General features: G+C 47.3%; 16 protein-coding genes. 11 read left to right on the forward strand and 5 right to left on the reverse strand.

Annotated elements, in window-relative coordinates; genetic code table 11:
* Positions 1 to 194: 194 nt before the first annotated feature.
* Together KXJ80_RS19735 and pepB are read right to left on the reverse strand one after the other, a co-directional pair.
* Complete coding sequence (locus KXJ80_RS19735; RefSeq protein ID WP_218737940.1) at positions 195 to 692, reverse strand: GNAT family N-acetyltransferase; 498 nt, start codon at positions 690 to 692, stop codon at positions 195 to 197.
* A gap of 210 nt (positions 693 to 902) precedes the next feature.
* Positions 903 to 2,195: an aminopeptidase PepB gene (gene pepB, locus KXJ80_RS19740; protein WP_203432187.1), complete on the reverse strand. Its 1,293-nt coding sequence runs from the start codon at positions 2,193 to 2,195 to the stop codon at positions 903 to 905.
* Positions 2,196 to 2,425: 230 nt separating this feature from the next.
* On the opposite strand from pepB, the gene sfsA reads away from it, so the two are divergent.
* From sfsA to KXJ80_RS19780, 8 genes are all read left to right on the forward strand, one after another.
* Entirely contained in the window at positions 2,426 to 3,130 is a 705-nt protein-coding gene (gene sfsA / locus KXJ80_RS19745; protein ID WP_203432188.1) for a DNA/RNA nuclease SfsA, read from the forward strand.
* A gap of 163 nt (positions 3,131 to 3,293) precedes the next feature.
* Positions 3,294 to 3,737 carry an RNA polymerase-binding protein DksA gene (dksA, locus tag KXJ80_RS19750; protein WP_037414555.1) on the forward strand — a complete coding sequence of 148 codons (444 nt, stop codon included), beginning with the start codon at positions 3,294 to 3,296 and terminating at the stop codon, positions 3,735 to 3,737.
* A gap of 140 nt (positions 3,738 to 3,877) precedes the next feature.
* A complete protein-coding gene (gene gluQRS, locus KXJ80_RS19755; RefSeq protein WP_203433850.1) occupies positions 3,878 to 4,774 on the forward strand; it encodes a tRNA glutamyl-Q(34) synthetase GluQRS in 897 nt (298 codons plus the stop codon).
* 283 nt (positions 4,775 to 5,057) lie between these two features.
* Positions 5,058 to 6,359 (forward strand): polynucleotide adenylyltransferase PcnB, encoded by a 1,302-nt coding sequence (locus KXJ80_RS19760; RefSeq protein WP_037414638.1) that lies wholly within the window; start codon positions 5,058 to 5,060, stop codon positions 6,357 to 6,359.
* Positions 6,359 to 6,847 (forward strand): 2-amino-4-hydroxy-6-hydroxymethyldihydropteridine diphosphokinase, encoded by a 489-nt coding sequence (gene folK, locus KXJ80_RS19765; protein WP_037414553.1) that lies wholly within the window; start codon positions 6,359 to 6,361, stop codon positions 6,845 to 6,847. Before KXJ80_RS19760 ends, folK begins: the two co-directional genes overlap by 1 nt.
* A gap of 56 nt (positions 6,848 to 6,903) precedes the next feature.
* The gene (gene panB, locus KXJ80_RS19770; protein WP_037429053.1) at positions 6,904 to 7,698 is read left to right on the forward strand and encodes a 3-methyl-2-oxobutanoate hydroxymethyltransferase; all 795 of its coding nucleotides are present in this window, start codon (positions 6,904 to 6,906) and stop codon (positions 7,696 to 7,698) included.
* Between the two features lie 77 nt (positions 7,699 to 7,775).
* Positions 7,776 to 8,621, forward strand: coding sequence for a pantoate--beta-alanine ligase (gene panC / locus KXJ80_RS19775; protein ID WP_203432189.1), 846 nt, complete (start codon positions 7,776 to 7,778; stop codon positions 8,619 to 8,621).
* A 299-nt stretch (positions 8,622 to 8,920) separates the two neighbouring features.
* Complete coding sequence (locus tag KXJ80_RS19780) at positions 8,921 to 9,448, forward strand: hypothetical protein (protein ID WP_037414547.1); 528 nt, start codon at positions 8,921 to 8,923, stop codon at positions 9,446 to 9,448.
* A 101-nt stretch (positions 9,449 to 9,549) separates the two neighbouring features.
* Here the strand turns inward: KXJ80_RS19780 and KXJ80_RS19785 are convergent, their stop codons facing one another.
* On the reverse strand, positions 9,550 to 12,057 hold the full coding sequence (locus KXJ80_RS19785; RefSeq protein WP_259474501.1) for a S8 family serine peptidase: 2,508 nt from the start codon (positions 12,055 to 12,057) through the stop codon (positions 9,550 to 9,552).
* A 399-nt stretch (positions 12,058 to 12,456) separates the two neighbouring features.
* Between KXJ80_RS19785 and KXJ80_RS19790 the strand changes: the two genes are divergently transcribed.
* Together KXJ80_RS19790 and KXJ80_RS19795 are read left to right on the forward strand one after the other, a co-directional pair.
* The gene (locus KXJ80_RS19790; protein ID WP_037414543.1) at positions 12,457 to 12,876 is read left to right on the forward strand and encodes a curlin; all 420 of its coding nucleotides are present in this window, start codon (positions 12,457 to 12,459) and stop codon (positions 12,874 to 12,876) included.
* Positions 12,877 to 12,890: 14 nt separating this feature from the next.
* On the forward strand, positions 12,891 to 14,396 hold the full coding sequence (locus tag KXJ80_RS19795; protein ID WP_037414540.1) for a curlin: 1,506 nt from the start codon (positions 12,891 to 12,893) through the stop codon (positions 14,394 to 14,396).
* Positions 14,397 to 14,536: 140 nt separating this feature from the next.
* On the opposite strand, the gene KXJ80_RS19800 is transcribed toward KXJ80_RS19795, so the two are convergent.
* Positions 14,537 to 15,208 carry a helix-turn-helix transcriptional regulator gene (locus KXJ80_RS19800; RefSeq protein ID WP_259474502.1) on the reverse strand — a complete coding sequence of 224 codons (672 nt, stop codon included), beginning with the start codon at positions 15,206 to 15,208 and terminating at the stop codon, positions 14,537 to 14,539.
* 364 nt (positions 15,209 to 15,572) lie between these two features.
* Positions 15,573 to 16,181 carry a DUF2238 domain-containing protein gene (locus tag KXJ80_RS19805; RefSeq protein ID WP_055648172.1) on the reverse strand — a complete coding sequence of 203 codons (609 nt, stop codon included), beginning with the start codon at positions 16,179 to 16,181 and terminating at the stop codon, positions 15,573 to 15,575.
* A 156-nt stretch (positions 16,182 to 16,337) separates the two neighbouring features.
* Here KXJ80_RS19805 and serA point away from each other — a divergent pair, with 156 nt between their 5' ends.
* Positions 16,338 to 17,567, forward strand: a complete 1,230-nt coding sequence (gene serA, locus KXJ80_RS19810) for a phosphoglycerate dehydrogenase (protein WP_047539679.1) — start codon at positions 16,338 to 16,340, stop codon at positions 17,565 to 17,567.
* Positions 17,568 to 17,645: the final 78 nt, after the last annotated feature.

Genomic DNA, 17,645 nt, shown 5'->3' on the forward strand with positions numbered 1-17,645 from the left:
CCCCCATCTTGATCTGTTGATTCCCTTGAGTATGTCAGCACCGCTGAACCAAATAGGTTCTAGGTTCTAGGTTCTAGGTTCTAGGTTCTAGGTTCTAGGTTCTAGGTTCTAGGTTCTAGGTTCTAGCAGCCAAGCGCTCTCGCAGTTGCAAAGCAACGCCCTAGATTCTAGCAACAGCGTTTTTTTGCAGCGTCCTAGCAAACCAGATTTTTATACATCACCATACATTCCAAGGCGATACCGCGGGGTGAGAAATAGATAGATTCTTCCTCAAAACCTTCACCGCCGAAACCGTAGTGGCGATAAAACCCCACGGCATTGAGGGTAGATTCTAATCGCAATTGGGCGATGCCTAAGTTAAAGGCTTTTGTTTCAATAAATTGCAGTAACGACTTGCCGACACCTAAGCCCATCGCCTCGGGAGCAACGAACAGCGCCTCGACCTGAGCATAGGGTTCATCCAGCATGATGGTACCAACCAAAGTGCCTTCTTGAGTTTCATCATCAAGGATTTCAGCCACATAAAAATGTGCGCCCACCATACGACGAAAAGATTCGGTCAATTCGCCCTGCATCCAAATCTGCAAGTCATCTTGAGCATAAAATCCGGCGCAGCCTTTATTAATCGCCGCATTGCGAATGTCCCAGCAAGCCTTAGCATCTAATTGCGTTGCTTTACGTATCCTTAGCATAGTCATCCCGATAAATAGCCCTAGCCCTAGCTGTGGCCATAACCATAGCCAACCGCTAATACGCTGAATCATAAAATAAACATATAAAGACTCATACTGCCCACGCTTTAATTTTATGCAATAAAAAACCGCCCGAAGGCGGTTTTAATACAATAAGAAGCTTTACTTGCAAGCTTAGCCGCAAAAGCAAACTCAGTCGCGAAAGCAAACTTAGCCTTTAATCAGCTCGCTGATGGTCAGCACACCATGGGTGGTCGCGCCAGCGCCCCATAGTGCAGAAGCAGAATCTTCGAAGGCGGCCGCTAAATCCACGTGTAGCCACTTGGCTTCTGGCGAAACGAAACGCCATAAGAAACCTGCGGCATTCGAGGCACCGCCCGCACCACCACCTTTCACTGGGCGGCTGTTTGCCGTGTCAGCATAGGCCGATGGACACATGTCTTTATGCCAAGGATCCAGTGGCAATGGCCATACACGCTCGGCTACTGTCGAAGCCTTTTGCTGCGCCAGTTGTAACACTTCTGTCTGTGGCGAGAAAATCGCGTTGTAGTTAGAGCCCACCGCCATCACAGCTGCGCCAGTTAAGGTTGCCGCATCGATAATAAAAGGAGCACCCGTCGCAGAAGCCGCTTGTAGACCATCGGCCAATACTAAGCGCCCTTCGGCATCGGTGTTAACCACTTCAACTGTGACGCCATTTTTGTAGGTGAGGATATCGCCCAGTTTGTAGGCACGGCCGCTGATCAGGTTTTCAGCGCAGCAGAGGAATAACTTAACGCGTTTGTTCAGGCCCGATTTAATCGCCAAACCTAAAGCGGCAGTAACAGTGGCGGCGCCGCCCATATCGCACTTCATGCCCAGCATGCCTTCAGAAGCTTTAATGCTGTAACCGCCGGAGTCGAAGGTAATCCCTTTACCGACCAAGGCAACAGATACTGGGGCATCGGCTGACAGCGGGTTAAAGTCTAGCTCTAACATTGCAGGTGGGCGCTCACTGCCGCGACCTACAGCATGAATACCAATCCATTGCTCTGCTAATAATGCTTCACCTTCAATAATACGGTAACTGACCTTGGCACCACCGAGTTCGGCTAACCATTTGGCCGCTTGCTGCGCCAGTTTCACAGGAGACAGATTTTCAGGAGTCTCATTGATCAGTTGACGGGCAAATGTCGCCACGTCTAAGCGACGTTGTAACTCGGCTTGTACTTCGGCATCGCCGCACCATTGGATTTTGTAACCCGGTTTAGCGGTGGCAAAGCCTTGAGCGAAGACCCATTGGCTATTCAGATCCCAAAGAGATCCCACTAAGGCAACAGTGCTAATCCCTTGATTGCGTAACTTACGCGCCGCCATTTGAATTTGGCGCAGCTCATCACCGCCACCTAAGTGGATTAATGCGCCTTCGGCATTGAAGGTCACATCGGCTTTGCCCCAATGGGCGGCGGGGGTCTCTTTGGTTAACTCTACTCTCATCACTTCAGTCACTTTAAGTTCACTCATGAGGGGTCCTTATTTTAATTTGTTCTTGCGCTTATACCCATGCAAGTTGAGGTGAGACGTCCTGCATCCTCAGGCTTTTGGGGTACACACAATACAACGGGGTTGGCGGCAGTTTACTGCCAGTGGCCCAGGACTGAAAGCCATCGGCCTAAGTTACCGAGGTAAAATCTGTAAACATTTGCGAAATTTGTTAGTCTTTGGCGCCAGAATCAACTAGCGACAGGGATCACATGCACTTTACTCCAGCACTGAAATCGGGAAAGCTACTTAAGCGCTACAAACGCTTTCTCGCCGATATTCAACTCGAAGACGGCAGTGAAATCACCCTGCATTGCCCCAATACTGGCTCAATGCGCAACTGCCTGTTCCCCGGTGAAACTGTGTGGTTTTCCACCTCCAGCAACCCTAAGCGCAAATATGCCAACACATGGGAGTTAATGACTACACCAGCAGGTGGCCTTATTGGCATTCATTCGGGCAATGCCAACGCCCTAGTCGAGGAGGCGCTTAATAAAGGTGTCATCACCGAACTCGCAGGCTATGACAGCTTAAGCCGCGAAGTGAAGTACGGCGATGAAAATAGCCGTATCGATATCTTGCTTGAGGCTGCTCAAAAACCCGCCTGTTATATAGAAGTCAAAAGTTGTACTTTGCTCGAGGATGGCCAAGGTTATTTCCCCGATGCTGTGAGTCTTCGCGGCCAAAAACATCTACGGGAATTAATGCACATGGCCAGCCTTGGGCATAGAGCCGTCTTGCTATTTGTGGTGCAACATACTGACATTATGAGTGTGGCACCAGCGGCACACATTGACCCTGAGTATTCTAACCTATTGAAAAAAGCTATTTTATCAGGTGTAGAAGTACTAGCGTATCGCTGCGAAATATCCCCCGATGAGATACATCTGGCCCAATCATGCCCAGTCCGAGTATGATGTTAAGATTGAGTAAAATACTTTTTCATTTCAATTAGCGAAGGCAGTCAAAAAATTCTGTCAAGGTGAAACGAAAAATTTGCCTCGTTGTAAAGATTCTGATATAGATAGCGGCCGTTCTTAAGGACGCCCTACAAACGCAAATGATGACAGGAGATGCGTTATGCCTGAAGGCACCAAAAAACTTGGCGTACTCGCTATCGCAGGTGTAAGTCCCTACCAGGAAAAACCCGGTGAGGAGTATATGAACGCTAAGCAACTGGGTCACTTCAAGATCATTCTTGAAGCTTGGCGCAATCAGTTGCGTGAGGAGGTCGACCGTACTCTGAGTCATATGCAGGATGAAGCAGCAAACTTTCCCGATCCTGTGGACCGTGCAGCGCAGGAAGAAGAGTTCAGTCTCGAATTACGTGCGCGTGACAGAGAACGTAAACTGATCAAGAAGATCGAAAAAACTCTCCAGAAAATCGAAGAAGACGATTTTGGCTTCTGCGATTCTTGCGGTATCGAAATCGGCATTCGCCGTCTCGAAGCGCGTCCAACAGCCGATCAGTGTATCGACTGTAAAACGCTTGCAGAGATCAAAGAGAAGCAAATGGCGGGTTAATCGGCCATCCTAGGCGGGGAGTTCCCCGCCTACTTGTTTGTGCATCTTGCATAAACATCCTCTCGTTTCACTTCGCTTTTTTTGTTAGTATCCCCCTAAAATACAGCCACTTTGACTGGTTATTCCTGCAAATTCCTATGATGGCGACTCACTCTTGCAACACTTCCGCTTTACATCCTTATGTTGGCCGTTTTGCGCCTTCGCCCTCAGGAGCATTGCATTTTGGCTCGCTAGTCGCCGCCCTTGGTAGTTATCTGCGGGCGCGCTCAGAGGGAGGAAAGTGGTTAATACGCGTTGAGGATATTGATCCACCTAGGGAAGTTGCTGGCGCCGCCGATGATATTTTACGCACCTTAGAGGCTTATGGTTTCGAATGGGACGATGCGGTGCTGTACCAGAGTGCGCGCACCGAGGCCTATCAGGCCAAACTCGATGAGTTACTCGCTGAGGATAACGCCTACTTCTGCCAATGCAGCCGCAAACAAATTCAAGCCATGGGTGGAATTTATGATGGCCGCTGCCATCGGTTAGCCACGCCACATCACAGTGGTGCGATTCGGCTAGTTAATCGCGCTCAAGTGGCCGAGTTTACCGATAACCTGATGGGAAAAGTGATTGTAGATCGAGCCTTTGCTGCTGAAGATTTTATTATCAAACGTAGTGATGGACTTTATGCCTATCAACTCGCCGTAGTGCTGGATGACGCCTACCAAGGCATTACCGAGGTGGTGCGGGGCTACGATTTAATCGAAGCCAGTTGTCGCCAATTAAGCCTATATCAAACCTTTGGTCTAACCGCGCCGCAGTGGTTGCACTTACCGCTCGCCAGTTTAAGTCCGGGTTTTAAGCTGTCAAAACAAAATCACGCGCAGGCTATCGATAAACAGCATCCGCAAGCGAGTCTCAATGCAGCCCTCGCCTTTTTGGGTCAAGCACCAGTAGAGCTCACAACTGCGCCGCAAATGCTGGCCCAGGCAGTGGCCCAGTTTGAACTGACGGCAATCCCTAAACAGCGGGAAATCCTGATCGCCCCTTAAAGCCTGACGGGCAAGTTCTCGACCTAAAAGCATCATGTTATCAGCGCTAAGTCGTGGCATAGCTCAAAAATCGCGATATACCCATCGGGACGCAATTGGTATATCATAGCCGCCAGATTTTTAATCACATAACAGATACATTCCGAGGTGTCCCATTTTTCGCCGTATTAGCCAATTCTGCAAGCAGCTATTTGAAGACGCGCCTAAAACGACCGCTCCAACTCCAGCTCAGATTGAACCCCAAACGCCCGAACTCACATCTGGCGGCTTAAGCTTGGCGATCGTGCCTCGGGATGCGCACACCATTTCCCGAAAGCAAATCAGTGAAAATGCGCTTAAGGTACTATATCGACTGAATAAAGCTGGTTTCCAAGCCTATTTAGTCGGTGGGGGTGTACGGGATTTGCTCCTTGGGCTTGAACCGAAAGATTTTGACGTAGTTACCAATGCAACGCCGGAAGAAATCAAAAAACTGTTCCGCAATTGCCGTGTTGTTGGTCGTCGATTCCGCCTCGCCCATATTGTATTTGGCCGCGATGTCATTGAGGTGGCAACTTTCCGTGGCCACCACGGTGAAAGCAACGAAAAAATATCTAAAGCTAATGCCGAAGGACGTTTACTTAGGGATAACGTATATGGAGAAATCGATGAAGACGCCGAGCGCCGCGATTTTACCGTCAACGCCCTTTACTACGATATTAGCGACTACTCTATCCGCAGCTATGGCGGTGGCATGGAAGATCTTAAAGCCGGCACCTTAAGGCTGATTGGCGATCCCGAAACCCGTTACCGCGAAGATCCAGTGCGAATGCTCAGAGCCGTGCGTTTTGCCACTAAGCTCAGCATGACAATTGATGAAGTAACTGCTAAACCAATCAAACAGTTAGCACCACTGCTCAAAGATATTCCTGCCGCCCGCATGTATGAAGAAGTGCTCAAACTCTTCTTCGCCGGCAAAGCCATGGCAAACTTTGAGATGATGCAGGAATATAAACTGTTTGCGCCCTTATTTCCTCAGGTTGACGCCCTATTAAAAGAAGCGCCTAAAGGTCCGGCAATGAAGATGGTGCAAGCCATCATGAAGAGTACGGATGATCGTGTTAATGAAGATAAGCCCGTCACGCCATCGTTTTTCTATGCGGCGATTCTCTGGTATCCACTGCGCCAACGCGCCGAAGATATTGCTGTTGAAAGTGGCCTTACTTTATATGATGCCTTTTTCGCCGCCATGGGCGATGTGATGGAGCAGCAATGCCAAACCATTAGTATTCCTCGCCGTTTTAGCACACCAGCCAAGGATATCTGGCAACTACAACTTCGCTTTGAGCGCAGCCAAGGCACGCGCGCCTTTAAACTGTTAGAGCATCCGAAGTTTAGAGCGGCATACGACTTACTGTTACTGCGTGGCGAAGTCGAAGGGGGCAATCTGGCCAAGAGTGCAGCCTGGTGGCAACAGTTTGTTGAAGCGGATGAAACCGAGCGTTTGGCGATTGCCCGCAGCGGTAATAAAGCCTCGAGCAGCCGTAATCGCAATTCACCTCAGCGTCGCCGTCGCCGCCCAAGTGCAGCCAAAGCCGAAGAATAATGACTCAAGTGTTTGTCGCCCTTGGAGCGAATCTTGAAGATCCCCAAGCACAGCTGGACAATGCCGTAGCGGCCTTGTCCACCTTGGCTGAAAATCAAAGTCTTAGGGTATCTCCCTATTACCGTTCAACGCCAATGGGTGAGGTTGTGCAACCTGACTATATTAATGCTGTCGCAGGCTTTGAAACTCAGCTGCCCCCGCTGGCCTTATTAGATGCACTGCAACACATTGAAAATACGCAAGGCCGTGTACGCCAAGAGCGTTGGGGGCCCAGAACATTAGATCTAGACTTACTCTTGTATGGCGACGCCATTATCGATGAGCCCAGACTCAAAGTGCCGCACTACGGCATGAAAGAACGTAGCTTTGTGCTAGTTCCTTTAGCTGCCATTGCGCCCGATCTCGTGTTGCCCTGTAAAACGCCGCTACACAGCCTTATCAGTGAAAAATTCTTGGCCGAGTTACAACTACTGGGCAATGATCATTGAAGTCAGCCCCCAGTTAGCTTATAACACCACTTCCATTTGGTTTGAAGATCACCCATATGTCTAAAGTTACTAGCTCAACCCTGTTGAAATACAAACAGGAAGGTAGAAAATTCACCGCTCTGACAGCCTATGATGCCAGCTTTGCCAGCGCGTTCGACGGCGAAGGCATCGATGTGCTACTGGTCGGCGATTCTTTGGGAATGGTTCTGCAAGGCCACGATGATACGCTGCCCGTCACGACAGCCGAAATCGCCTATCACACTCGTTGTGTGCGTCGCGGTATCGAGCGATCACTGCTGATCGCAGACATGCCGTTTATGAGTTACGCCACGCCAGAACAAGCCATGGAAAACGCCACCGCACTAATGCAGGCGGGTGCCAATATGGTCAAGCTGGAAGGCGGTCACTGGTTACTCGAAACGGTTACTAAACTGACCGAGCGCGGTATTCCTGTCTGCGCCCACTTGGGCCTCACCCCGCAATCGGTACACGTTTTTGGCGGTTTTAAAGTGCAGGGCCGCGATGCTGAAAATGCCCAGCGCATTCTCGATGAAGCTAAGGCCTTAGAGGCGGCAGGCGCGCAGCTGTTAGTGGTTGAATGTATTCCAGCATCGCTTGCTACCGCCATTACTCAAGCATTAACTATCCCTGTAATTGGCATTGGCGCGGGCGCCAGCACCGATGGTCAGATTCTGGTGATGCACGACGTGCTTGGTATTTCGAGTGGTTATATTCCACGTTTTTCAAAGAACTACCTCAAGCAAACGGGCGAAATCCGCTCGGCGGTTCGCGCTTATATTGAAGAAGTGGCCAATGGCACCTTCCCGAGTGCAGATCACACGTTCAACTAAGAGTGCTAGCACTCATAAAGCTAAATTGTGCTAAGCACACAGACTACTCATTTTAGGTTTTAGCAAGGTAAGAGTTAATGATCACTAGCGCCCATATCGATGATATTCGTACTCAAGTGCGAGCATGGCGTGCCAAGGGCGAGACTGTCGCCTTTGTGCCGACCATGGGCAATCTCCATCAGGGACACATCACCTTAGTGAAAGAAGCGGCGAAAAAATGCGATCATGTAGTCGTGTCTATCTTCGTCAATCCCATGCAGTTTGGGCAAAATGAAGATCTCGATGCCTACCCGCGCACCTTAGAGGCCGATAGCCAAGCCTTAACCGCAGCGGGCGCCGAGCTCTTGTTTACCCCAACACCGGCGATTATTTACCCCAAAGGGTTAGCGCAGCAAACCTATGTTGAAGTCCCAGGGATCTCCGATGTGCTCTGCGGTGCCAGTCGTCCCGGCCACTTCCGTGGCGTCGCGACCATCGTTTGTAAACTGTTCAACATAGTGCAGCCCGATGTCGCGTTTTTTGGCAACAAGGATTATCAACAACTGTTAGTGATCCGCACTATGGTTGAGGATTTGTCGCTGCCGATTGAAATAATTGGCATTGATACCATTCGTGAAGCCTCGGGTTTAGCCATGAGTTCACGCAATGGCTACCTGACGGCGGAAGAAAAAGCCGCAGCGCCCGCGCTGAAAAAGGCCATCGATACCATGGCACAAGGGATCAAGCAAGGCGTGAGTATCGAACAAGTCACCGCAGAAGCCAAAGCGAGCCTTATCGCCGCAGGCTTTACACCGGATTATTTAGAAGTTCGCCATGCCACCACGCTGGCCCATGCGGAAGCTACGGACCAAGCCCTGGTGATTTTGGCGGCCGCTTACTTAGGTAAAGCGCGTCTTATTGATAATCTGCGCTTTGATCGCTAAACATCTATTTAAGATTTGAGAAAAGGAGCTTAGGCTCCTTTTTTATTACCTCAGAACGCTGGTATTGCTGGCGTTCCAGTGAAGCGTCAAATAAATTCCAGTGTCAAAAAACTGGTTTTATTCTTTCACTTACGCCATAGTACTCACCAATGTTAACGTTAAGTAACATATGTTTATACTACATGGATTTATAACTGCTAAAGTTTAAAGGGAGATAAGTGAGACAACTCCATTTAACTCTAGCTTAATACCCATTGTGATAACTTCATTCATTGCGTATACAAAGGATTTGTCGTCGAATGGCAAGACTCATAGTGACTCTTATTTGTATGCTTTTGCCTCTCACGGCGCTCGCAAATACCGTCTATAAATGTCGCAAAGGCGATAAAGTCATCTTTAGCCAAATCGCCTGTCCGCAGGAATACAGTCAGCATAAAATTGAATATCAGTTGGGTATTAGCAACGAAATTGATTCGGATAAACGTGAAACCAAAGTAGACCCATTGCAAGCTTTGTTAAATAATCACTCCTTACCCCCAAAGAAACTGCTGCAATTACTCGACGGTGAAATCTATAGCCTAAAACAAGAGAATAGCTATTTTGAAATCCTAAGGGCCAGTGAATTACAGAAACTAGAACGGCAGCGATATTGGCAAAATAAAGACAAAAGTGATCCCGATTATTTAAAGCAACTGAGCAAGATTAATGATCATTTTGATAAACTCACCACAATCAATAGCCAACTTATACAGCAATTATCGGATAGAAAAACCCAAATAAATGCCGATGTAGAACACGAAGAACCCCAAAAAAATGACACGCATTAGTTGAGCATTAAACGTAAATGGTAACTACCGACTAAACAGCTAGTTTAGGGGTTGAAAGCAAAAAGGCGACCTTTCGGTCGCCTTCATTTTTAAGGACTAAATTAGAATTGTGCTACTACTGGTGCAGAACATAAGGTTCCAGTGGTTTCACATACTTGGTAAGTCACACTTGATGCAGACGTAGTGAAGCGATCACGATAGTTGCCATCGTTCTCAGTTGTCACCACTAACTGACCGTCACGGTATAGAGCAATACTTTCGCCTAATGCACTATCCCATTCAATATCTACCATAGCGCTACCACGGCGTGATACCAATGCGCGAGTGACGGATGCGTTGATACTATGCTCATAAACTTGAACTTCCATGGTCACAGTATTGCTGTGTTCCATTGAGTCAGTCACAGTGAGGGCCACAGTGTAAGTACCTGCCGCAGCAAATACATGGCTAGGGTTCATTTCAGTTGAAGTTGAACCATCACCAAAATCCCAGCTGTAGCTCACGATATCATCGTTCGCATCGGTACTGGTGTTAGTAAAGGCGACACTTAAACCTTCAACTGCATACTCGAAGCCCGCCACTGGTGCCGCTGGAGATGCTTCGCCTAAGCCGCTGATCACTAAGCCCCAGTTATTAAGAGTACCAGTGTCAGCCGCTGCATTGTCATCTACTGATAATGACCAAGTACCCCGTGCGTTTTCACCATCAAACGCGCTTAAGTCCCAGCTCTTAACAATGTTGTCAGCGCTGCCGCCATCACGGTTATGTAGAACCACTTCAGTACCTGCTGGTGAAGTTAACACAACGCGTAAGTCACCAATCCAAGTGTGGCTGATATTGACATCGGCGGTCACGCCAAAAATCTGCACATCATCAGTAACTTCAATCGTGCTCACAATACCACTAGCATTGTTATCAGGGATAGCAACAGCATTCTCATTGCCATAGGTAAAGTCATTTAATCCTTGAGGGAACACATTCAGTGAAACGACTTTAGCCTTTTCAATGGTGCCATCGGTACCTGTTACTGTAATGCTGTAATCACCCCAAACTGTTTGCGCCGTTGTCGCAACATCTAAGGTAAATGAACCACCAGCTGAAACAGTTGAGGCTGATAAGGACACACCTTCTAGCGCTGGAGAAACCGAGACAGAAAGAGCTACATCGCCTTCCCATCCTGCAACGCTACCAACACTAAAGTTATAACTTGCAGTGCTGCCCGCTTCGACAGATTGTGATACTGGCGATACGGTAAACTTGTAGCTAGGAGATGGGTTAGCCTGCTCGAGTGCGTTAGCCACATTGAGGCGAGTACCAGCCACGGTTTTACCCGTTAAATCTGAATTAGCATCACCTGATGCCATCAGTAAGGATTTCATTTCTACTGGTGAGAGATCTGGATTTAATGACCACACCAGGGCTGCGGCGCCCGTGACATGTGGAGTTGCCATAGAGGTACCAGAATACGTCGCGTAACCACCACCTGGAACAGTAGAGAGAATCGCGGAGCCTGGTGCTCCCATATCGACGCTAGTTAAACCCCATTGTGAGAAGTCTGACATACGGTCATTACGATCCGTACTTGCAATCGAGAGGACAACGTCAGAATCGTAGCTTGAGGGATAATGTGGGCTCGCATCGTTATCGACCGCGTCATTACCCGCTGCTGCAACGAATAAAATGCCTGCTTCACCACCCGCTTCAATCGCATCTTTTAAGGCTTGGCTAAAGCTACCGCCGCCCCAAGAGTTGTTGGTGGCTTTGATATCCACACCATGGTTAACCTTCAGATCCGTAAAGTAATCTAAACATGCAATAGCGCCAGCTGTAGAACCATAACCATCGGCATCAAGGAACTGACAGGCGGCAATTTTAACGTCCCAGTTCACCCCAACGACACCCACACCATTGTTGCCTTTAGCACCAATAGTGCCTGATACGTGAGTACCGTGACCATTACCATCCATTGGGTTACCGTTATCATTTACCGCACTGTAACCGTGAATATCATCGATCACGCCGTTACCATCATCATCAATACCATTACCTGGAATTTCGCCAGCGTTAACCCACATGTTGGCTTGCAAATCTGGGTGATTGTAATCAACCCCAGTATCGATAACCCCAATCACCACATCCGAGCTACCCGTGGTGATTTCCCAAGCCTCTGGCGCGTCGATATCTGCATCGGCACTACCGCCATTTTGGCCAGTGTTGTTCATTCCCCACAGGCTAGCAAAGCTTGGGTCATCGGGTGTGCCTATCGCCTTAAGAATGTAGTTGGGTTCTGCATATTTTACCGCTGGATGACGACTAATCACCTTTATCGCATCTTCAATATTAGCGCCTTTACGCAGGGCTAAACGGGCAAGTTTACCATTGAGTAAATGCTGGAATTTATCGTCTACGCCATCAGCATTTGCATCGGTTAAGGTGCCGCGAATTAAACGCTGTGCTGCTGCACGTTCGGCTTTAGTCACATTATCTTTGTACACCACAAGGATGGCGTCTTTTTCATAGACTGGTGCATCTTTTGCCATTGCAGGCACCGCTGACAACGTCATCGCCCCTGCAATTGCTAACGCCAATGGTGAGAGTTTTATTGACATACTTAAGCTTCCTATAGTCCTTTACGTTGAAATTCTGGAACGGCAATTACGCAGCCACCATTCAAAGTGAGATGGATAAAAACGACGAATTTCCAGCATGTTTGCATGCAAATTGTTGCCATAATGTTTCAATTTAAAAAAGACGCTGCACGCTAAATACAACTTAACTACTAGACCAACTCGGTGAGGTAAATACCGCCTAAACGCAGGGTTTTATCGACAAAAAACAAGATATTCATGGAATTAACAAAAGTTAATCTGGTTAGCATTTAAATTACACCTCAAAAATAAATACCCTTTTGGCCAATTGTCTCTAAGCACTATGGCTCGTACCTTGATGCCTGAGTTGGAAGGAGTCTGTGCTCTGACCAAAACACCAATACATGCAAGGAGTCACTTGTGCCAAATCCATTAACACGCTTTTTGGTACTGCTGCTCTTGATATGTAGTTGCCTGACATCATCCCATGCGGCAGATGTCAGTGAATTGCCCGTCACACTGCAGGCGCTAATTGAGCGTTCAGGGCGCGATAATCTTATCGACCTAGTGCAGCAAGGCACGGCAAACCAAGGGATCGTGTTTCAATCAGGGAACGATAACAGCGCCTATGTGACGCAAGCGGGTAACGATAACGTATCGCTTGTGACACAGATTGGAACCAATAATGAAGTCCAACTACGACAAGTCGGCACTAAAAATATGGCTTCGATTACCCAGATTGGTAATGACAACCTGGTGCAATTGAACCAGCTAGGAAGCGGCAATTTTTCGATTCAACAGATTGCGGACGGTGCCGCAATCTCAATAACTCAGTATTAAACAGGGAGAGTCACATGAAATCACAAGCAAAAATGTCATTGATTGCATTAGCCATTACTGCGGGATTAAGTGGTAATGCGCTAGCAGCAAGCACAGTCAACGAAATCAGCGTTGAGCAAACAGGCCAAGGTCAAGATACCTTAGTCGCTCAAACTGGTGTCATTAACGCAGCAGCAGTAACCCAAACGGGTAACGACCAAGTTGCCACCGTATTACAAGACGGTGTGTGGCATGAAGCACAAGTCAACTCAACTGGCGATGCTAACAAAGTGACTGTTAGCCAACAAACAGATTGGCACGTAGCCTCTGTTGATGTGGAAGGCAATAATAACGAAGTTGAAGTGACTCAAGACGGCTTCTTCAACCAAAGCAGCAACGATGTCGTGGGCAACGACAACCTTGTTTCAGTTAGCCAATTAGGTGAGCTGAACGAAAGCTATGTTGAAATCACTGGCACAGAAAACAGTGCATTTGTTGAGCAAGAAGGTGATGAAAACCTTGCCGTATTCCGTGTTCAAGGCGACAACAACGACGGTGATATCAAACAATACGGTAACAGCAACCAAGCGGGTCTAATTGCACTCGATCTGACTGCCAACGTGGGTAACAACAACGACGTATCAGTTGAACAAATTGGTAACAATAACTTTGGTGCAGCCAAAGGCATCGCTGGTAACGACAACAGTGTTGATATCTACCAAAAAGGTGATAACCACACTGGCTTTGTTTACGCCTTAGCCGGTAGCGAAAACGATATCAGCATGAAGCAAGAAGGCAGCAATAACATTGCTTACCTCTCTATGACTACGGGTGATGATAACACTATCGACATCGCTCAAGATGGTGATAGCAACACAGTTGGTGATTCTTTAGTTGCTGATATTCAAGGTGATGATAACGATATTGCCATCAAGCAAAAAGGTGACAGCAACGGTGCAGAGTTCCAAGTATGGGGCGATAGCAACGACGTAGACTTAAAACAACGTGGTGATGCTAACTTCGCAACCTTTGGCGCTTACGGTACTGACAACGACTTCGACTTATCCTCTAAAGGTGATAACAACGAGCTGGTTGCCTTCGCAACAGGTGAAGACAACAGCATCGAAATCAGTCAAGAAGGTGATGCGAACTTCGCTTATGTGGATGCCGTGGGTAGCGACAACGAAGTGGATGTTGAGCAAGATGGTGATCAAAACGAGACCATCATTAGCGTAACAGGTAACAACGCCGATGTAACTGCACTGCAACACCGTGGCGATCTGAACCTTATCGATTTAATCATCGAAGGTGATGAAAACTCAGCAGAAATCACTCAAGCGGGTAACGGCAACTGGGTCGGTGGTGATAGCGGTAGTTCATTTGCTGCCAACTCATTTGGCGTGAGTGGTGACAACAACAGCCTAATGATCTCCCAAACAGGTAATGACAACTTAGTATTAGGCTCACAAGCGGGTAACAACAACAGCATCAGCGTAACCCAAAATGGTGATATGAACGTTGCGACTGTTGTGCAATACTAATCTTTAAATATGAGTCGCCTTCAAGTTGAAGGCGACTAAATAAAAACGGGAACATTGATAATGTTCCCGTTTTTATTTGCCTATCACACGCAAAAGTACATCACTATTCGTCTTATCGTTTGGGTATCACAAACAAAGGCTTAACTACAAAACTCAAAATGGGTTTGATAGGTCTGAGCCCACCTTAATAACTCGACACGATTTCGTGACTGGGTTTTACGGAAAATCGATGAAATATGCGCCTTTACCGTGTGCTCACTGATGCAAAGACGATGGGCAATTTCCTTATTTCTCGCGCCGCAGGAAACGAATTGAATGATGGTTCTTTCTCTAGAGGTAAGAGCTTGCAGCATGGCCACAGTGTCGGCAGGCATATCATGTTGTCCATCCAACTTTTGCACCACGCGACGAAACATCTTACTGAGCAAAGTTCTATCGTACCAAAGCTCATCGGCAACCATTTTACGCAATCCGGTCAACATCAAATCCATACGCTGGTCAGTAAACAGTAGTCCGCGTATGCCAAGCAGCATAGCTGACTCTTGATCTAAGGAATTGCGCTCAACTTGATACAGAGCCACAGGAATATGGGGGACAAGACGAGATGCCAGCAAAGGGATCCCTTTATTGTCTAAGGCCGCACCTTTCTGGGCGATTAAACAAAAGCTGCGATGCCCTTTGTCTAAATCCAACTCTAACTCTGAGGCATGTTTAACGATCCGTGTTTTCAATCCGATAGATTCAGCAAGTATCGCTAGATGACAAGGCGCCGCCACTTGATGTAAAAATACTAACTCATTGATAGTACCCAATTTACTCTTCTCCCTGAAAAGTATTTCATTATCTTTTTATCCGGCTTAATGAAATCTGCCTAAATCTCAGCATACATCTCATTAACATAGCCCATTTTGACTAGTTACCGTATGAATGCCATCACCCAAATGTACTAATAACCTCTATTTATATGTAGTAAATTCGACTAAGTCCCTAAATAGTATTTAATTGCTAGCAATTAATACTAAATGAGATGGAGATCACATTCATCTTTATACCTTAGTCTATGAAAACATCAATCGAAAGTTTAAACAAAAAATTAACACCTTAAGATGACATTTTTGGGAATAACAATCCCCTTTGAATCTAATTCAAAGGGGATTGGATGTTCTCAGACTACGATTAGGCTTGAGTCAGGAGTTTAGTGATTTGCTTATCCTGCACACGGGATAAACTGAGTAGCGCCACGATGGCCCCAATTAAGGCTAAAAACATATCCGATTGGGTATCCCACACGTAACCTTGTGTACCTAAGAATGCCTCAGCACCTTCGCCCGTTGCAGCGGCCACCCACCACTCAATAAGCTCATAAAAGGCACTAAACGCGAGCACAAAACAAGTGACCAAAAAAGCGCACCAAGCGCCGGGTTTGACGGCTTGATTGCGTAACATAATCTCACGGGCCAACATGGCAGGAATAAAGCCTTGAGCGAAATGCCCGACCTTGTCGTAATTGTTACGTTCACTACCCATCCATTGGGCAATGGTGTCAAATAATGGCACTTCAGCATAGGTATAGTGCGCACCGACAAACAGCACACAGCAATGTACAAGTACTAAAAAATACACTATTGGGGTTAGCTCAAAGCGTTTGCGGGTAAAAAATAATAGCGGAACCGCCACTAATGCAGGTAAAGCTTCAAGCCACCAAGTGAAAGTATCAGCAGGTTTTATCGCCGACCAGACTAATACTGAGAGGTAAATACCGCACCAAGCGATTTTATTATTCAATGTTTCTTCCTCTTATGCGATATTGTTCTAATTTTAGAATATTAACTTTAGCCATCTAGCCCTCCACAGTGAGCAAAAAAAGTGCTACTTTGATGAGCCAAGGTTGTCAGCATAACATACAAGAACCACTTCAATTAATTAGAGGGTACCCATATCATGGCGAAACATTCGCTTGACAAGGATAAGATCAAAATCCTGTTGTTGGAAGGCGTCCACCAATCTGCGGTAGATGTGTTTGAACGCGCGGGATACACCAACATTGAGTATCACAAAGCCTCGTTAGGTGATGAAGCCCTGCATGAATCCATCAAAGATGCTCATTTTGTTGGTATTCGTTCCCGTACCCAACTCACCGCCGATGTATTAAAACGTGCCGAAAAATTAATTGCGATTGGTTGTTTCTGTATCGGCACTAACCAAGTGGATTTAGCGACCGCCGAATTACTCGGTATCCCCGTTTTTAACGCACCATTCTCTAATACTCGCAGCGTGGCTGAACTGGTATTAGGCGAAATCATCATGCTGATGCGCGGTATTCCTGAACGTAACGCTATCGCCCATCGTGGTGGTTGGATGAAAACTGCCGCAGGCAGTTACGAAGTCCGTGGCAAAACTTTAGGCGTGATAGGCTATGGCCATATTGGAACTCAGCTGGGGATCCTGGCAGAAACCTTAGGCATGCGTGTGGTGTTCTTCGATATTGAAGACAAATTGCCATTGGGTAATGCCCAGCAAATCCATTCAATGGAGCAATTGCTGGCACAGTCCGATGTAGTAAGCTTGCACGTGCCTGAAACGCCGCAAACCAAAGACATGATAAGTACTGCCGAATTCGCCGCTATGCGTAAAGGCAGCATCTTTATCAACGCTTCCCGCGGTACTGTGGTCGATATCGATGCGCTCACGGTGGCACTCAAAGAGCGTCACCTTGCAGGCGCGGCGATTGACGTTTTCCCCATTGAGCCACAATCGAATGATGATGAATTTATCAGCCCATTACGCGGTTTAGATAATGTGCTACTTACGCCACATGTGGGTGGTAGCACCGCCGAAGCACAGGAAAATATCGGTATCGAAGTGGCAGGCAAATTAGCCAAATACTCAGATAACGGTTCAACCGTATCTGCGGTTAACTTCCCAGAGGTGTCTCTGCCAATGCACAAAGGCACCTCTCGCCTACTGCATATCCACCAAAACCGTCCAGGTGTGCTGATCAAAATCAACAAAGCCTTCTCTGAAAAAGGCATTAACATTGCCGCTCAGTATCTGCAAACCACGGCAGAAATCGGTTATGTGGTAATGGAAGTCGACACTCACCAAGCAGAAGAAGCCTTGGTTGAGCTTAAAGCCATTGAAGGCACACTGCGTACTCGCGTGTTGTTCTAAAGCCTAAACCGCTTAGGTTTACCCCCATCTAAGGCGCACATTTCATTTAAGATATGTGCGCCTTATGCTTTTGAGGCC

The organism is Shewanella xiamenensis, from assembly GCF_024971755.1.
In the GTDB taxonomy this organism is placed as follows: domain Bacteria; phylum Pseudomonadota; class Gammaproteobacteria; order Enterobacterales; family Shewanellaceae; genus Shewanella; species Shewanella xiamenensis.